The following is a 15,818-nucleotide window of genomic DNA, read 5'->3' on the forward strand; positions in this document are numbered from 1 at the left end:
CGGGGTGGGCGTCGGGCGGGGGCTCCGGGGCGGGATGTGCGGCTGCTGGTACGCCTGCGCCCGGGGCGGCTGCGGGGCCCTCGGCGCCTCCGCGCGGAACCGCCCGCCGGACTCGGCGGGCGGTTGCCGCTTCCCGGGCTCCCGCGCCGGTACGGGAGCGAGGGGCGATGTGCTGGGTGGCGTCCGGCACCCCGGCGCCCCGGCGGGCGGGCGCGGACCGGGGTCGGACTGGCTCCGGTCCGCCGCTCGGCGCGGTGGGGGTGTCAGGTGTCGCCCAGGACCGGGGCTGACCCGGGCCCGGTCCGGGGCGGGGCGGGGCGGGCCCGGGACCTCAGGACCCGACTCGGACCGGTACGGATGTCGGCGGCGGACCTGGACGGGCCGGGCCACCGGGCCAGGGTGGGCGGGCCGAGCCAGGCCGGGGCCGCCGGACCGAGCCGGGCCGGAGCCGCGCGGGCAGCCTCCGGTCCGGGGCAGGACGGGACGGCCCGAGGGCGGGCCCAGGGCCGTAGCGGCGGGGCCGGGCGCGGCCTCACAGGACCCGGCTCGGACCGGTGCGGTGCGGATGTCGGCGGCGGACCTGAACGGGCCGGGCCACCGGGCCAGGACGGGCGGGCCGAGCCAGGCCGGAGCCGCGCGGGCAGCCTCCTGGTCCAGGTCCGGTCCGCCCGGTCCACCCTGACCGGGGCCGCCAGGATCGGGTCCGACCGGCCCGGGTCCGACCCGCCCGGCTCCGGCCCGCTCGGCTCCCTCGGGGCGGGGTCAGGCTGAGGTGCCGCCCTGGCCCAGTTTCGCCAGGTCCACGGTCTCGGAGGCGGGCGGGACGACCACCTTCACGGGCTGGTCGTAGGCGGAGAGCACCAGCGTGCCGGGCTCCGCGCCGCCCGTCTTCACCGTCTTCAGGATGTACGGCCGGCCCTCGCGGGACACGGAGACGGTGGTGGTCCCCCCGCCCGGGTTCTTCTTCACCAGGGTGGCGACGGGGGTGCCGCCGACCACGGCGTCGGGCCCCCGGGTCAGGCCCTGGCGTTCCGCCCCGCCCTTGCCGAGGTCCGCGAGGAGCCCCTTCAGGTCGCAGACCCCGCCGAGGTCGGCGCTGCCCTGCTGACCGGGGGTGATCTTCAGCCAGCGGCCCTTGACCAGTTCGATCGTGGCGTCGATCTGGGCCGGTGGCATCCCCTGCGAGGTCATGGAGGTGCGCCAGAAGGCCCCGTCGCCCTTCAGATAGGTGATCCCGTCGAGCTTGCGGAGTTCGGCGGTGCCTCCCCCGACCCTCATCGTGCCGGTGCACTCGTCGTGGTCGTCGACGGCGAAGTCGATGTCGAGCGGCTGACCGCCGGTGACGAGCCGGCCGGTCATCCGCAGCGAGGTCGCCGACTGCGTCGCGGTGACCGCCCGGTCGCCGATCTGGTCGGCGGTGAGCCCCGCGAACGGGTCGGGCGACGGGGCCACCGCCGTCGGTGCGGCGGCCGGTGCGCCGCCCGTCGCCGCCCAGGCCGCCACGGGTGCGGGACCCGTCAGGACGGCGACGGCGCAGACGACGGCGGCGGCGCGGAGCTTTCGGTGGGACGCCATGCGAGCCTCCTCGCGGTTTCCCCGAGCACTGTCCACCAGGGTCTCCCGGGGCGTCCGGGCCCGCGACCCGGATGCCCGGGCGACGGACGCGGGCCCGGACGACGGACGCGGGCGGGCCCCGCCCGTCGTCCGGCGGCGGCACGGCCGCACGGCGGGCCGGTCGTACCCGTACGAGGTGCCCGGCGAGGCCGGTCGTACCGTACGGGAAGCCCGCCCGGGTCAGTCGACGACCTGGCGGCCCTCCGGGCGGGCGCTGCACGAGGCCCGGAAGGAGCAGGTCGCGCAGTGCTGTCCGGTGGTGGGCGTGAAGCGTTCGTCGAGGACCCGGCCCGCCGCGTGGGCGAGGAGGTCGCCGACCCACTCCCCGGCGAGCGGCTCCTGTGCCTGGACCTTCGGCAGGGCGTCGCCGCCCTCCTTCTTCGGGGCGCCCTGGCGCAGCTGGACGAGTTCGGCGCCGCCCGGTGCGGGCCGCCGCCCGTCGAGGACCCCGTCGAGCGCGCCCTCGCGGACGGCGAGCTGGTAGACGGCGAGCTGTGGGTGGTGGGCGACCTCGTCGCGGGTCGGGGCGGACTTGCCGGTCTTGAAGTCGACGACGTACGCGCGGCCCTGCTCGTCGGTCTCGACGCGGTCCATGGAGCCGCGGATGCGGACCTCGTACTCCCCCGCCGCCAGGGTCACGTCGAAGCCGTGCTCGGAGGCGGCGGGGGTACGGCCGCCCCGGTCCATGACGTGCCAGCTCAGGAAGCGTTCGAGGGCCGCGCGCGCGTGGGCCTTCTCCTGCGCCGACTTCCAGGGCGCGTCGAAGGCTAGGGCGTCCCAGACGGAGTCCAGGCGGGCCATGAGGACGTCGAGGTCGGCGGGGGTGCGGCCGGAGGCCACCTCGTCGGCGAGGACGTGGACGACGTTGCCGAAGCCCTGGGCGGCCGTGGCGGGGGCGTCGGCCTTCACCTCGCGGCCCAGGAACCACTGGAGGGAACAGGTGGTGACCAGGTTCTCCAGGGAGCTGGGTGACAGGGCCACCGGCTGGTCGCGGTCGCGCAGCGGGGCCGGGGCGCGGGTCTGCTCGGTCAGGCCCCACCAGCGGTCCGGGTGGGCGGCCGGGACCAGGGGCTGGCCGTCGTCGTCGGTGAGCGCGGCCAGCTCCGCGAGCCGGGCGGCGGCGGCGTCGCGGAGCGCGGGCGAGGCCGCCGGGTCGACGGTGGTGGCGCGCAGTTCGGCGACGAGGGCGGAGACGGCGAGGGGGCGGCGGGGGCGGCCGGGGACGTCCTTGGGTTCGGCGCCCAGCTCGGTGAGGAACCGGGAGGGCTGGTCGCCGTCCTCGGCGGCGGCCTTCACGGCGGTGACGACGAGCCGGTCGCGCGCGCGCGTGGCGGCGACGTAGAAGAGACGGCGTTCCTCGGCGAGGAGGGCGCCGGGGGTGAGGGGTTCGGCGAGTCCGTCGCGGCCGATGCGGTCGGCCTCCAGGAGGGAGCCCCTGCGGCGCAGGTCGGGCCAGAGGCCCTCCTGGACCCCGGCGACGACCACCAGGTGCCATTCGAGGCCCTTGGACCGGTGGGCGGTCATCAGCCGGACGGCGTCGGGGCGGGTGTGGCGGCGGGTGAGGGTGTCGGCGGCGATGTCCTGGGCGTCGAGCTCTTCGAGGAAGTTGAGGACGCCCCGGCCGCCGACGCGCTCCTCGGCGCGGGCGGCGGTCTCGAAGAGGGCGCAGACGGCGTCGAGGTCGCGGTCGGCGTTGCGGCCCGCGGGTCCGCCGCGGAGGGCGGCGCGTTCCAGGCGGCCGGGCCAGGGGGTGTTGTTCCACAGCACCCACAGGGCCTCCTCGGCGGTGCCGCCGCCGTCCAGGAGGGTACGGGCGCGGCGCAGCAGGTCGCCGAGGCGCTGGGCGCCCCGCGCGTAGGAGGGGTCGTGCGCGACGAGCCGCTCGGGCTCGGCGAGGGCTCGGGCGAGCAGGACGTCGGAGGGCGGCGGAACCTTGTTCCCCGCGGCCCGCTCCTCGTCCCTGAGGGCCCGCCCGAGCCGCCGGAGGTCGGCGGGGTCCACTCCGGCGAGCGGCGAGGCGAGCAGTTCGAGCGCGGTCTCGACGGGGAGCCACCCGGCGGTACCGCCCGTGTCGCCGGGCCCGGGGGCGCCGCCGGGTGCGACGGGGTGGCCCGGCCCGGTGATGTCGTCGGGCACGGCGGTGTCGTCCGGCCCAGCGGTGTCGTCGGGCACGCCGGGGCCGCCCGGCGGGACGGTCCCGGCGGAGGCGGCCGGTGTTCCGGCGTCCGGGACCCGACCGGCATCGGAATCCACACTTCCGCCGGGGACCGGGCCGCCGTCCGGTCCGGCGGGACCGCCGTCGAGGACCGGGCCTCCCGGGGCCCCGGGGGATGCCGGGCCGTCGGAACCGGCCGTATCGGAGCTGATGGTGTCGGAACCGGCCGTGCCGGACCCGGTGGTGTCGGAACCGGCCGTGCCGGATCCCGTGGTGTCGGAACCGGCCGTGCCGGACCCCGTGGTGTCTCCGGCTGCCCCGGTGGCCGCCGGGCCGACCGTTCCGGTGGCCGTACCCGTGGCCGTACCGTCGCCGTCCCGCTCGGCGCCGGGAGGAACCGCGTCGCCGGGGGAACCCGGGCGCCCGGCGGAGCCCGTACCGCCGTCTTCGGTGCCGGAAGAGTCCGGCCCCGTGGCGGAGCCCGTACCGCCGCCCTCGGCCCCGGCGGAGCCCGTGGCGCCCTCAGGGTCCGGGCTCACGGGGGCTTCTCCGGGGCCCGGCCGGGAGCCCGTGGGGTCCGACGTCGCCACCGCGCGCAGGGCGAGGAGCAGGGGGGCGACGGCCGGTTCGTGGCGGAGGGGGGTGTCCGCCGCGTCCGTCTCGACGGGGACGCCCGCCGAGGTCAGCGCGCGGCGCAGGGACGGGAGGGCGGCGGCGGCGCGGGTGAGGACGGCCATGTCCTGCCAGGGAACGCCGTCCTCCAGATGGGCGCGGCGCAGCAGGTCGGCGATGTTCTCGGCCTCGGCCGACGCCGTGGGGTAGGTGTACGCCTCCGCCCGGCCGCCGTCCCGGACCGGCGCGAGGTCCCGGTGGGCGCGGACCTTGTCGGCGGGGAGCCGGTGCAGCGGCATCCGCTGGGCGAGCTGCCGGGTGGCGCCGAGCAGGGCGGCCCCGGAGCGGCGCGCGGTGCGCAGGACGCGGACGCCCTCCGGACCACCGGCGCCGAAGGACTCGGGGAAGTCCAGGATGCCGTTCACGTCGGCGCCCCGGAAGGCGTAGATCGACTGGTCCGGGTCGCCGAAGGCGACGACCGTCCGGCGCCCGGCGCCCGCGAGCGCGTGCAGCAGCCGGACCTGGGCCGGGTCGGTGTCCTGGTACTCGTCGACGTACACGGCGTCGTACGCGGGCAGTGCGACGGTCCCGGCGAGCAGGACGGCCCGGTGCACCAGCTCCGTGTAGTCGAGGACGCCCTGGAGGTCGAGGACGTCGAGGTACTCGGCGAGGAACCCGGCGGCGGCCTTCCAGTCGGGGCGGCCGACGCGCTCGGCGAAGCGGCCGAGGGCGTCGGGCCCGAGGCCCAGTTCGCGGGAGCGGGCGAGGACCGCCCGGACCTCGTCGGCGAAGCCCCGGGTGGTGAGGCAGGCGCGGAGTTCGTCGGGCCAGCGGATGCTGCCGAGTCCGGCCCTCTCCAGGTCGATGTGCCCGGCGAGCAGCTCGCGCACCGCGAGGTCCTGCTCGGGTCCCGAGAGCAGCCGGAGCGGTTCGGCGAAGAGTTCGGCGTCCTGGTGGGCGCGGATCAGGGCGTAGCAGTACGAGTGGAAGGTGGTGGCCTGCGGCGGGCGTCGGCCGCCGAGCCGGGCGGCCATGCGGTCGCGGAGTTCGACGGCGGCCTTGCGGCTGAAGGTGAGGACGAGGAGGCGTTCGGGGTCGGCGCCGCCCTCCACCCGGGCGGCGACGGCCTCGACCAGCGTGGTCGTCTTGCCGGTGCCGGGCCCGGCGAGGACGAGGAGCGGTCCGGCGGTGTGGTCAACCACTTCGCGCTGGGCTGCGTCCAGCTGAGGGGGATCCTTCGGAGCCGGCGTGGTGCGCACCAGTCGGTACGCGCCCGGGGTCCGCTGCCGTCCCGGCCCCGGGTACGGCTGTCCCTGGTACGGCGGTACGCGCCGGGTGGTCGAGGAGGTACTCACGTGGGTCGCCGGTCCTGGTGGGAGTGGTGGTGCGGGTGAGGCGGTCGTCCGCCCCGGTCGGCCGTCGCGTCCACCGGCCCGCCGCCCCGGGGGACGGACGGACCGTCCCGGCAGCCGCGGAGGCCGTCCCGGAGGACGTGCCGACCGCCCGGGAGGACGTACGGACCACGACGACGGGCCCACGGCCCGCCCCGGTGGACGTACGGACCACCGTGACGGACGCGTCGACCACCGTGACGGACGCACGGCCCGCCGCGGCGGACGCGCGGACCGCCCCGGCGGGCACGCGGCCCGCCCTGACAGACGTACGGCCCACCCCGGCGGACGCGCGGACCGCCCCGGCGGGCACGGGCGTCGTCCCGGAGGACGCGAACCTCGACGGTACGCGAAACGGGCCGCCGACGAGGTGCGGTCCGTGGTCCGGGGTGCCGACGCCGTGGCCGGGGCGCCGTGCGGGCGCCCGGCCGGGGTGCTCAGGTGTGAGTTCCGTCCCAGCGGGCCCGCCGCATGTCGATCCTCGGCACGTGCCCCTCGGCCGCCGGGCCCGCCCCGCGCAGCGGGGTGCCCTCCTCGCGGTAGTGGCCGAGGGCCCGCAGTTCGTGCCCGGGGAGCAGGGTGCCGTCCGCGCGGACCACCCGCCACCAGGGGGCCGTCCCGCCGTACAGGGCCATGACCCGGCCGACCTGCCGGGGCCCGCCCTCGCCCAGCCATTCGGCGACGTCCCCGTAGGTCATCACCCGGCCGGGCGGGATGCCGTCGGCGACGTCGAGCACCCGTTCCGCGTACTCGGGCAGTTCTCCGGTCTCCCCCACGGGTTCCTCCATGCTCATCCGCCCCATCCTGCCTCACCCCACCGACATGGCCCTGATGCCTCCGCGCAGCGGCTCTTCATGCCACCATCGTGCGGGCGGTGACTGGTGATACGAGATCAAGAGCGACAAGTACACGAACGAGTGCACGAACGCGTACGCGCGGATGAACAAGGCCGACACGACGCACATGCAGAGACGGACAGGGTGATGGGCCAGGAGACTCAGCCTCCGGAGGAGGACCGGTCCGACGTGTCCGAGCGGGTCTCCGGCGACGAGCCGCTGCTCGCCGCCCGCGTCCACCGGCCCTCCGACCTGATGCGGCTGCTGGCCGGTCTGCTCGCGATCGGGCTCGTCATCGCCGTCGCCGCGTTCGCCCACGCGACGACCTCCGGTCTCGAGGAGGACATCAACAAGGGAGCCGTCGGCGCGCCCGACGTCTTCGTCAAGATCGCCGGTCTGGTCTCCTCCATCGCCGTCCTGCTCGTCCCCGTCGCCTTCGCCATCGAACGGCTCATCAAACGGGACGGGCTGCGGATCGCGGACGGCGTCCTCGCCGCCGTCCTCGCGCACGGCGTGACCCTCGCCACCGATCTGTGGGTCGCCCAGTCGGCGCCCGGCACCATCCAGGACGCGCTGACCCAGCCGCAGTCCGGCGGCGGACTCACCGACCCGGTGCACAACTACCTGGCGCCGGTCATCGCGTACATGACCGCCGTCGGCATGGCCCGCAGACCCCGCTGGCGGGTCCTGCTCTGGGCGGTGCTGCTGCTCGACGCCTTCACCATGCTGGTGGCCGGGTACACCACCGCCCTCTCCATCATCCTGACCGTCCTGATCGGCTGGACCGTGGCGTACGGCACGCTCTACGCGGTCGGCTCCCCCAACGTCCGGCCCACCGGACAGACCCTCCTCGCGGGGCTGCGCCGGGTCGGCTTCCGGCCCGTGACGGCGCTGCGCTCCGAAGGGACGACCGACTCCGCCGACAACGGCGACCGGGGCCGCCGCTACATCGTGACCCTGGAGGACGGCCCCCCGCTCGACGTCACCGTCGTCGACCGGGAACAGCAGGCGCACGGCTTCTTCTACCGCGCGTGGCAGCGGATCAGCCTGCGCACGATCACCACCCGCCGCTCGATCGTCTCGCTGCGCCAGGCCCTGGAGCAGGAGGCGCTCCTCGCGTACGCGGCCATCGCCGCCGGGGCGAACGCGCCGAAGCTGATCGCCACCTCGGAGCTGGGTCCGGACGCCGTGATGCTCGTGTACGAGCACACCGGCGGGCGCAGCCTGGACTCGCTCGACGACGACGAGATCACCGACGACCTGGTCCACAGCACCTTCCGGCAGGTGCGGGCGCTCCAGTCGCGCCGGATCGCCCACCGCAGGCTCACCGGGGACGCGATCCTGGTGGACCGTGCCGGCCGGGTGATCCTCACCGATCTGCGCGGCGGCGAGATCGCCGCGGGCGATCTGGTCCTGCGGATGGACATCGCGCAGCTGCTCACCACCCTCGGGCTGCGGGTCGGGGCGGGCCGGGCGGTCGCCGCCGCCGTCGAGGTGCTCGGCCCGGACACCGTCGCCGACTGTCTGCCGCTGCTCCAGCCGATCGCGCTGAGCCGCGCCACGCGCGCGACCCTGCGGAAGCTGGCCCGGGAGCGGTCGGCCCGCGAACGGGAGGCCGTGCTCGCCGCCTCGGAGGCGGCCAAGCACGAGCGGGAGCTGGCCAAGGTCCACGCGGCGGAGGCCACGACGACCGGGACCACCGTGCAGGCGGAGACCAAGGCCGAGAAGAAGGCGGACAAGAAGGCCGAGAAGCGGGCCCTGGACACCGCGCTGGACGAGGCTCGCGAGGAGGACCTGCTCGCCCAGATCCGGCAGCAGGTGCTGCTGATCCGCCCGCAGGCCCCGGTGGAACCCGTACGGCTCGAACGCATCAAGCCGAAGACGCTGCTCAGTCTGATCGCGGGCGCGGTCGCCGCGTACTTCCTGCTCTCCCAGATCGCCCGGACGCCGCTGTCGACGATCAGCGAGGCCGACTGGCGGTGGGTGGCCGCCGCGGTGCTGTTCTCCGCGCTCAGCTATGTGGCGGCGGCGATGAGCCTGCTCGGCTTCGTGCCGGAGCGGGTCGGGTTCCGGCGGACGGTGGTGGCGCAGGTCGCCGGTTCGTTCGTGAAGATCGTCGCTCCGGCGGCGGTCGGCGGGGTCGCCCTGAACACGCGTTTCCTCCAGCGGGCGGGGGTCCGCCCGGGGCTCGCGGTCGCCAGTGTCGGCGCCTCGCAGCTCTTCGGCCTGGGCGCGCACATCCTGCTCCTGCTCTCCTTCGGCTATCTGACGGGGACGGAGAAGTCGCAGTCGTTCACCCCCTCGCGGACGGTCATCGCCGGTCTTCTGACGGTCGCGGTGCTCGTCCTGGTGGTGACGGCCATCCCGTTCATGCGCAAGTTCGTCTCGACCCGGCTGCGGTCGCTGTTCGCGGGCGTCGTGCCACGGATGCTGGACGTGCTCCAGCGGCCGATGAAGCTGCTCACCGGCATCGGCGGGATGCTGCTCCTCACCGCCACCTTCGTGTTCTGTCTGGACGCCTCGATCCGGGCGTTCGGGCACGGGACGGCGACGGTCAGCTACGCGAGCGTGGCGGTCGTCTTCCTCGCGGGCAACGCGCTGGGCTCGGCGGCGCCGACCCCCGGCGGCATCGGCGCGGTCGAGGGCGCGCTCACCCTCGGTCTGGTGGCCGTGGGCCTGCCGATCGAGGTGGCAACCCCGGCGGTGCTGCTGTACCGCCTGCTGACGCTCTGGCTCCCGGTGCTCCCGGGGTGGATCTGCTTCAACTGGCTGACCAAGCGCGAGGCGCTGTAGCCGGACGCCGCCCGGACCGGTCCCCACCGCCTGATCCTCCGGACCGGTGCCCACCTCCAGACGCCGCCCGGGCCGGTCCGACCCCCCGGCACCGCCCGGACCGGTCCCCACCCCTGGACACCCACCCGGACCGGTCCCCACCGCCTGATCCTCCGGACCGGTGCCCACCTCCAGACGCCGCCCGGGCCGGTGTCCACCCCGGACGCCGCCCGGACCGGTCCGACCCCCGGCACCACCCGGACCGGTTCCGACCGCCGGGCGGGCGTCACCCGGCCGGGCCCCGGCGCCGCCCTCGCCCACTTGGACCTCCGTCCCGAGCGGGTCCGGGGGCGGCGGCCCACCATGGACCCATGCCGATCTCCGCCGCCCAGCGCGCCGCCCTGCTCACCGCCACCACCGTGCTGCTCGCCACCGGCTGCTCGGACGGCGGGGACAACGCGGCGGGACCGTCGAATCCGGCCGGCAGCGGCGGACTGTCCGCGCTGACCTCGCAGAAGCTGTCCTGGAACCCCTGCCCGGCGCCGTCGGCCGCCGAGGGCGGCGGAACCGCGCCCTCTCCGCTGCCCGGGAGCACCGCCTGGGAGTGCTCCTTCCTCCAGACCCCGCTCGACTGGTCGGCGCCGGAGGGTCGGACGATCGAACTGGCCCTCATCCGGGCCCGCGCCCGGGACAAGGACCGGCGGATCGGTTCGCTCGTCTTCAACTTCGGCGGGCCCGGCGGCTCCGGCATCACCGGGCTGCCCTCCTTCGCCAAGGACTACGAGACCCTGCGCGGGCGCTACGACCTGGTCTCCTTCGACCCGCGCGGGGTCGGCCGCAGCGACCCGGTCGAATGCGCGACCGACAAGGAGCTGGACGCGTACTACGCCCTCGACTTCACCCCCGACGACGCAGCGGAGGAGCAGACCCTCGCGGACGCGCAGAAGAAGTACGCGGACGGCTGCCAGAAGGACTCGGGCCCGGCCCTGCCGCACGTCGGCACCGAGAACGCGGCCCGGGACATGGACCTGATGCGGCAGGTCCTCGGGGACGCCAAGCTCCACTACTTCGGCATCTCGTACGGCACCGAACTCGGCGGCGTCTACGCCCGGCTGTTCCCGTCGAACGTGGGCCGGGCGGTCTTCGACGCCGTCGTCGACCCGGACGCGGGCGTGGAGGCGGGCGCCCTCGGACAGGCGAAGGGCTTCCAGCTCGCCCTGGACAACTTCGCCCAGGACTGTGTGGACCGCGGCGACAAGTGCACCCTGCCCGGTACGTCCGTCGCCGAGGTCGAGTCCTTCGTGACGGACCTCCTGGCGTCCCTCGACAAGAAGCCGATCCGCGGCATCGGGGACCGCGAGCTGACCCAGACCCAGGCCACCAACGGCATCGCGCAGTCCCTGTACTCGAAGGAGTTCTGGCCCTATCTGGAGCAGGGGCTCGACGCGGCGGACGGCGGCGACGGGGCCCTGCTGCTGGCCCTGTCGGACTCGATGAACGGGCGCGGCGAGAACGGCTCGTACAGCAACATCCAGGCCGCGAACGCCGCCATCAACTGCGTGGACTACAAGGAGCGTTACACCCTCGGCCAGGCCAAGGAGCGGCTGCCGCAGTTCCGCGAGGCGTCGCCGGTCTTCGGCGACTTCATGGGCTGGGCCCTGGCGAGCTGCTCCTCGTGGCCGGTGGCCGGGACGTGGGAGCACCCGGACGTGTCGGCGCCGGGCTCCGCGCCGATCCTGGTCGTCGGCAACACCGGTGACCCGGCGACGCCGTACGAGGGGGCCCGGTCGATGGTGAAGGCGCTGGGACCGGGCGTGGGCGTGGAACTGACGTACGAGGGCGAGGGGCACGGCGCCTACAACAGCGGCAGCGCGTGCGTGAAGAAGGCGGTCGACGCCTACCTCCTCGACGGCAAGGTCCCCGCGGCCGACACGGTCTGCTCGTCGTAGCGGGCCGTCCCGCGCGACGACACGGGATTGCTCGTAGCGGGCCGTCCCCCCGCGACACGGGATCGCTCCTCGTGGCGGGCCGTCCCGCGCGGCGCGGGGACGACGGAGGGCCCGGACCTCACGGAGAGGTCCGGGCCCTTCGCGGGACCGGCCGGTGGACCGGCTCCCGGGGCGCGGTCTAGTAGACCGGCTTCCCGGGCTCGATCTGGTGGACCCAGCCGATCACGCCGCCGCCCACGTGCACGGCGTCCGCGAAGCCCGCGGCCTTGAGCACGGCGAGGACTTCCGCACTGCGGACACCCGTCTTGCAGTGCAGGACGATCCGCTTGTCCTGCGGGAGGTCCTGGAGGGCGGTGCCCATCAGGAACTCGTTCTTCGGGATCAGACGCGCGCCCGGGATCGAGACGATCTCGTACTCGTTCGGCTCGCGGACGTCGATGATGTCGATGTTCTCGCCGTCGTCGATCCACTCCTTGAGCTGCTTCGGAGTGATCGTGGAGCCGAGCGCCGCCTCCTGGGCCTCCTCGGACACGACGCCGCAGAAGGCCTCGTAGTCGATCAGCTCGGTGACGGTCGGGTTCTCGCCGCAGACCGCGCAGCCGGGGTCCTTGCGGACCTTCACCTGGCGGTACTGCATCTCCAGGGCGTCGTAGATCATCAGACGGCCGAGGAGGGGCTCGCCGATGCCCGCGAGGAGCTTGATGGCCTCGTTGACCTGGATGGAGCCGATGGACGCGCAGAGCACGCCCAGGACACCGCCCTCGGAGCAGGACGGGACCATGCCCGGCGGCGGGGGCTCCGGGTAGAGGCAGCGGTAGCAGGGGCCGTGCTCGGACCAGAAGACGGACGCCTGGCCGTCGAAGCGGTAGATCGAGCCCCAGACGTACGGCTTGTTCAGCAGCACGCAGGCGTCGTTCACCAGGTAGCGGGTGGCGAAGTTGTCCGTGCCGTCGACGATCAGGTCGTACTGACCGAAGATGTCCATCACGTTGTCGGCTTCCAGCCGCTCCTCGTGCAGGACCACCTTCACGTACGGGTTGATGCCGAGCACGCTGTCGCGCGCCGACGCCGCCTTGGAGCGGCCGATGTCGGCCTGGCTGTGGATGATCTGGCGCTGGAGGTTCGACTCGTCGACCTCGTCGAACTCCACGATGCCGAGCGTGCCCACGCCGGCGGCGGCCAGGTACATCAGCGCCGGGGAGCCGAGCCCACCGGCGCCGACACACAGCACCTTGGCGTTCTTCAGCCGCTTCTGCCCGTCCATCCCGACGTCCGGGATGATCAGGTGGCGGGAGTACCTGCGGACCTCGTCTACGGTGAGCTCGGCAGCCGGCTCGACCAGGGGTGGCAGCGACACGGGGGCTCCGGTTGTCGGTATGTCAGTACGGTTGTTCTCCCCGTAACACTGCCACGCCCCTTCTCATTCCGAGACACCCGGTCCGATCCGCGAGACGATTTCGTCCCAGTAGCCGGGCAGCGAGTGGAATGGGACGGATTGTCCCGGGGGCCCCGTCCGGTCCGTGAAGAAGATGGTCCCGGCGCCCTGCCAGCGGGCGATCCGCAGCGCCTCCTCCAGGTGGGTGCGGGGGATGCCGTGCACGAAGTGGACGAACGTGGCCTCCGTGTACTCCGCCGTCCACTCCGCCACCTGCGACCAGCGGTAGTCCGCCCAGGCGCCGGAGAAGGTCACCAGTTGGTCGGCCGCCTCCGCGTACCCCGGGTGCGGGTGGGTGCCGTGCCCGAGGACGAGGTGCGAGGCGCCCCCGAGGAGCGCCCGCAGGGTCTCCGTGAGCCGCCGCACCCCGCCCAGGTCCGGTCGGCCGGAGGGGCAGCGGTCCAGGTAGAAGCCGTCCACCCGGTACCAGTCGAGGAAGCGTTGGGCGTCCGAGACCAGTTCCCCGAAGCGCCGGGAGCCGTACGCGGCGTCCAGGTGCCCGAGGACCCTGACCCCGGCGTTGCGCGACCGTCCCGCCGCGGCCAGGCAGTGCGGGTCCGGACGGCTGCCCGGCCCGTCCGCGACGTTGAGCACCGCCCAGTGCAGCGGGGTCCCCGGGCGGGTCAGCTCGCCCCATTCGACGGGGGCGAGCAGGGGGTGGGCGTAGCCGGGCACGCCCACCCCCAGCGCCTGGACGGCTCCGGTGGCCGTCAGATGCGGCACGCCGCCTCCATCCAGATGTCGGCGAGCGACTCCTCCAGGTTGATCCGGGGCCGCCAGCCGAGCCGGTCCCGGGCGGTCCGCACGTCGGCCTGCTGCCAGGGGCCGCAGCCGTCGGGGTACGGGTAGGGCGCGGAGGCCAGTTGGTCGGCGATGGTCCCCTCGGTGCGGGGGGCGCCGATCATCGGGCGCTGCGGGACGCCGTGCGGGGCGTCCAGTTCGTGCAGGTTGCCGGAGTAGCCCGCGACCCGGGTGAGGACCCCGGCGGCGTCCCGGAGCCGGACCGCGCGGCCGGTGCCGATGTTGACGACGCCCTGCGCGGCGGAGAGCGAGGCGGCGTGGACGGCCCTGGCGACGTCGCGGACGTCCACGAAGTCCCGCTGGACCCCGAGACCGCTGAGCTTCAGCTCGCCGTCGCCCGCCTGCATGGCCCGGCGCATCGCCTCGGCGAGCCGTCCGAGCGGGGAACCGGCGGGCGTCCCCGGTCCGACCGGGGAGAACACCCGCAGGACCACGGCGTCGAGCCCGGAGCCGAGGACGAGTTCGGTCGCCGCCAGCTTGGACACCCCGTAGGGGCCGCCGGGGCGCGGTACGGCGTCCTCGGCGGTCGAGGAGCCCGGCTGGCTGGGGCCGTACTCCGAGGCGCAGCCGACCTGGACGAGCCGGGCGCCGCAGCCGCTGCGGCGCAGGGCCTCGCAGATGGTGGCGACGGCGACGGTGTTGTGCCGGGTCAGGTCGCGGGCGCCGCCTCGGGTGGCGCCCGCGCAGTTGACGACGACTCCGGGGTGGACGGCGTCGAAGAAGCGGGTCAGCGCGCCGGGGCTGCCCGAGGCGAGGTCGAAACGCACGTCGGCGTCGTCGCCCCGGCCGAGCGCGGTGAGGTGCACGGCCGGGTCGGCGAGCAGCCGGTCGGCGACGAAGCGGCCGATGAAGCCGTTGGCTCCGAGCAGTAGCACCCTCATCGTGCGGCCCCTTCGTGCCGACCGGCCGGTGCTGGGGATTGAGGGGTCATGGTCTTCGTTCTCCTTGCGGGGTGGTGAGAGGGGTGCCGGGGTGCGCCCGCGGCGTCGGCTCCGCGGGGGCGGGGGGTGGTGGTGCGGGGTGGTGGTCGCCGTGGTCGCCGGGCCTTCCGTGGGGTGGTCATCGGGTGGCGTGGGCCGAGGCCCGGACGAGGGAGCCGGTCGCGTGGGCCAGCAGGCCGAGCGCGGCGGCGCCGCAGACGAGGGTGGGTACGGCCCCGGGGCCCCAGGCGTCGACGGCGGTGCGCACCGGGGTGGCGAGGGCGTCGAAGCCGGGGAGGGGGAGGCGGGAGGCGAGGACGCTCGTGAGGGCGAGGGCCTCGGCGGCGCAGGCGGCGGCGAGGGCGGCGGCGGCCGTCCCGGGGTGGCCGTGCACGGTGAGGAGCCGGGCGAACAGCAGGAGCGCGCCGAGGGCGAGGGCGCCGGGGCTGAAGCCGGTGAGGGTGAGGAGGGCGGTGAGGGCGAGGAGCGGGAGGGTCAGGGTGCCGACGAGCAGCGGGCGGATGCCCGCGGCGAAGTCGGCGAGGCCCCGGCTGCGGGTGACGCGGCGGCGGGCCCGGTCCGCGAAGAGGCGGGCGCACCAGGCGGCGGGGACGACGGCGAGGGCGAGTCCCAGGAGGGGGCCGGTGCTGAGGTCCCAGGGGCCGTCGGGTCCGCCGCTGAGGGTCGCGGTGAGGAGGCCGTCGCCGCCGACCGCGTACGCGAGGAGCCAGAGGGTCCAGAGGCGGGCGGCGGGGACGGTGTGGCCTTCGGGGGCGCGGAAGGGGCCGCGCCGGGCGGCGAGGAGGAGGGCTCCGGCGAGCAGCAGGGCTCCGGCGGCGCCGGTCGCGGTGCGGGCGGGGCCGTCGGTGAGGGCGAGGCCGGTGCAGGTGAGGGCGGCGGCTGCGCCGGGCGCGAGGGCCCGGAGAAGCCAGGCGTCGGGGCGGGGAGGCTCGGGCGCGGGGGGTGCGGGCGGTTCGTCGCTCCGGGGCACGCGTGCGTACAGCTCTTCGGCGAGGGCGAACACGTCACGGTGCCGGAACCGGGCGGCGGTGCGGTCGGTGAAGCCCTGCGCTTCGAGTCCGGCGGCGATCTCCAGGGGGTCGACGGCCCGCGCGCAGAGCTCCCGCTGCCGGTGCAGCAGCACCTTGACGGGATCGGCGGGGCCCTGCCGGGGGCGGGCGGGCGCCGGTGTCGCGGGACGCGCGGGCGGTACGTCGGAGGGCCGGGCGGACCCGTCCGCGTCGGGCCGGTGACCGGGCGCGGACGGGGGCCCGTCGGCGGACGGAGACTCGTCGGCGGACGGAGGAGCGACGGCGGGCACGGGATCGACGGC

At 75.3% G+C, this 15,818-nt stretch carries 9 protein-coding genes; 2 read left to right on the top strand and 7 right to left on the bottom strand.

What is annotated here, in order from left to right; genetic code table 11:
* Positions 1 to 762: 762 nt before the first annotated feature.
* The 3 genes from ACFXGN_RS11725 to ACFXGN_RS11735 form a co-directional block, all read right to left on the bottom strand.
* Positions 763 to 1,575, bottom strand: a complete 813-nt coding sequence (locus tag ACFXGN_RS11725) for a hypothetical protein (RefSeq protein WP_384856701.1) — start codon at positions 1,573 to 1,575, stop codon at positions 763 to 765.
* Positions 1,576 to 1,794: 219 nt separating this feature from the next.
* Positions 1,795 to 5,736, bottom strand: coding sequence for a UvrD-helicase domain-containing protein (locus tag ACFXGN_RS11730; RefSeq protein ID WP_384856703.1), 3,942 nt, complete (start codon positions 5,734 to 5,736; stop codon positions 1,795 to 1,797).
* A 473-nt stretch (positions 5,737 to 6,209) separates the two neighbouring features.
* Positions 6,210 to 6,575, bottom strand: a complete 366-nt coding sequence (locus tag ACFXGN_RS11735; RefSeq protein ID WP_366440184.1) for an MGMT family protein — start codon at positions 6,573 to 6,575, stop codon at positions 6,210 to 6,212.
* A gap of 180 nt (positions 6,576 to 6,755) precedes the next feature.
* Between ACFXGN_RS11735 and ACFXGN_RS11740 the strand changes: the two genes are divergently transcribed.
* Positions 6,756 to 9,401, top strand: a complete 2,646-nt coding sequence (locus tag ACFXGN_RS11740) for a YbhN family protein (RefSeq protein ID WP_384856707.1) — start codon at positions 6,756 to 6,758, stop codon at positions 9,399 to 9,401.
* A gap of 350 nt (positions 9,402 to 9,751) precedes the next feature.
* Positions 9,752 to 11,329, top strand: coding sequence for an alpha/beta hydrolase (locus ACFXGN_RS11745; protein ID WP_384856710.1), 1,578 nt, complete (start codon positions 9,752 to 9,754; stop codon positions 11,327 to 11,329).
* 178 nt (positions 11,330 to 11,507) lie between these two features.
* Here ACFXGN_RS11745 and moeZ read toward each other — a convergent pair whose 3' ends face one another.
* From moeZ to ACFXGN_RS11765, 4 genes are all read right to left on the bottom strand, one after another.
* Positions 11,508 to 12,686, bottom strand: a complete 1,179-nt coding sequence (moeZ, locus tag ACFXGN_RS11750) for an adenylyltransferase/sulfurtransferase MoeZ (RefSeq protein WP_384856713.1) — start codon at positions 12,684 to 12,686, stop codon at positions 11,508 to 11,510.
* Positions 12,687 to 12,749: 63 nt separating this feature from the next.
* Positions 12,750 to 13,487: a spherulation-specific family 4 protein gene (locus ACFXGN_RS11755; RefSeq protein WP_384856715.1), complete on the bottom strand. Its 738-nt coding sequence runs from the start codon at positions 13,485 to 13,487 to the stop codon at positions 12,750 to 12,752.
* On the bottom strand, positions 13,475 to 14,446 hold the full coding sequence (locus ACFXGN_RS11760) for an NAD-dependent epimerase/dehydratase family protein (RefSeq protein WP_384856718.1): 972 nt from the start codon (positions 14,444 to 14,446) through the stop codon (positions 13,475 to 13,477). Before ACFXGN_RS11760 ends, ACFXGN_RS11755 begins: the two co-directional genes overlap by 13 nt.
* Before the next feature lie 178 nt (positions 14,447 to 14,624).
* Positions 14,625 to 15,806 (bottom strand): hypothetical protein, encoded by a 1,182-nt coding sequence (locus ACFXGN_RS11765; RefSeq protein ID WP_384856721.1) that lies wholly within the window; start codon positions 15,804 to 15,806, stop codon positions 14,625 to 14,627.
* Positions 15,807 to 15,818 lie beyond the last annotated feature (12 nt).

The organism is Streptomyces sp. NPDC059247 (genome assembly GCF_042754005.1).
Taxonomy (GTDB): domain Bacteria; phylum Actinomycetota; class Actinomycetes; order Streptomycetales; family Streptomycetaceae; genus Streptomyces.

What these genes read in the sequence shown, in the direction of transcription:
- ACFXGN_RS11725 (WP_384856701.1), bottom strand. Translation starts at nt 1,575, where the DNA reads ATGGCGTCCCACCGAAAGCTCCGCGCCGCCGCCGTCGTCTGCGCCGTC.
- ACFXGN_RS11735 (WP_366440184.1), bottom strand. Translation starts at nt 6,575, where the DNA reads ATGGGGCGGATGAGCATGGAGGAACCCGTGGGGGAGACCGGAGAACTG.
- ACFXGN_RS11740 (WP_384856707.1), top strand. Translation starts at nt 6,756, where the DNA reads ATGGGCCAGGAGACTCAGCCTCCGGAGGAGGACCGGTCCGACGTGTCC.
- ACFXGN_RS11745 (WP_384856710.1), top strand. Translation starts at nt 9,752, where the DNA reads ATGCCGATCTCCGCCGCCCAGCGCGCCGCCCTGCTCACCGCCACCACC.
- ACFXGN_RS11760 (WP_384856718.1), bottom strand. Translation starts at nt 14,446, where the DNA reads ATGAGGGTGCTACTGCTCGGAGCCAACGGCTTCATCGGCCGCTTCGTC.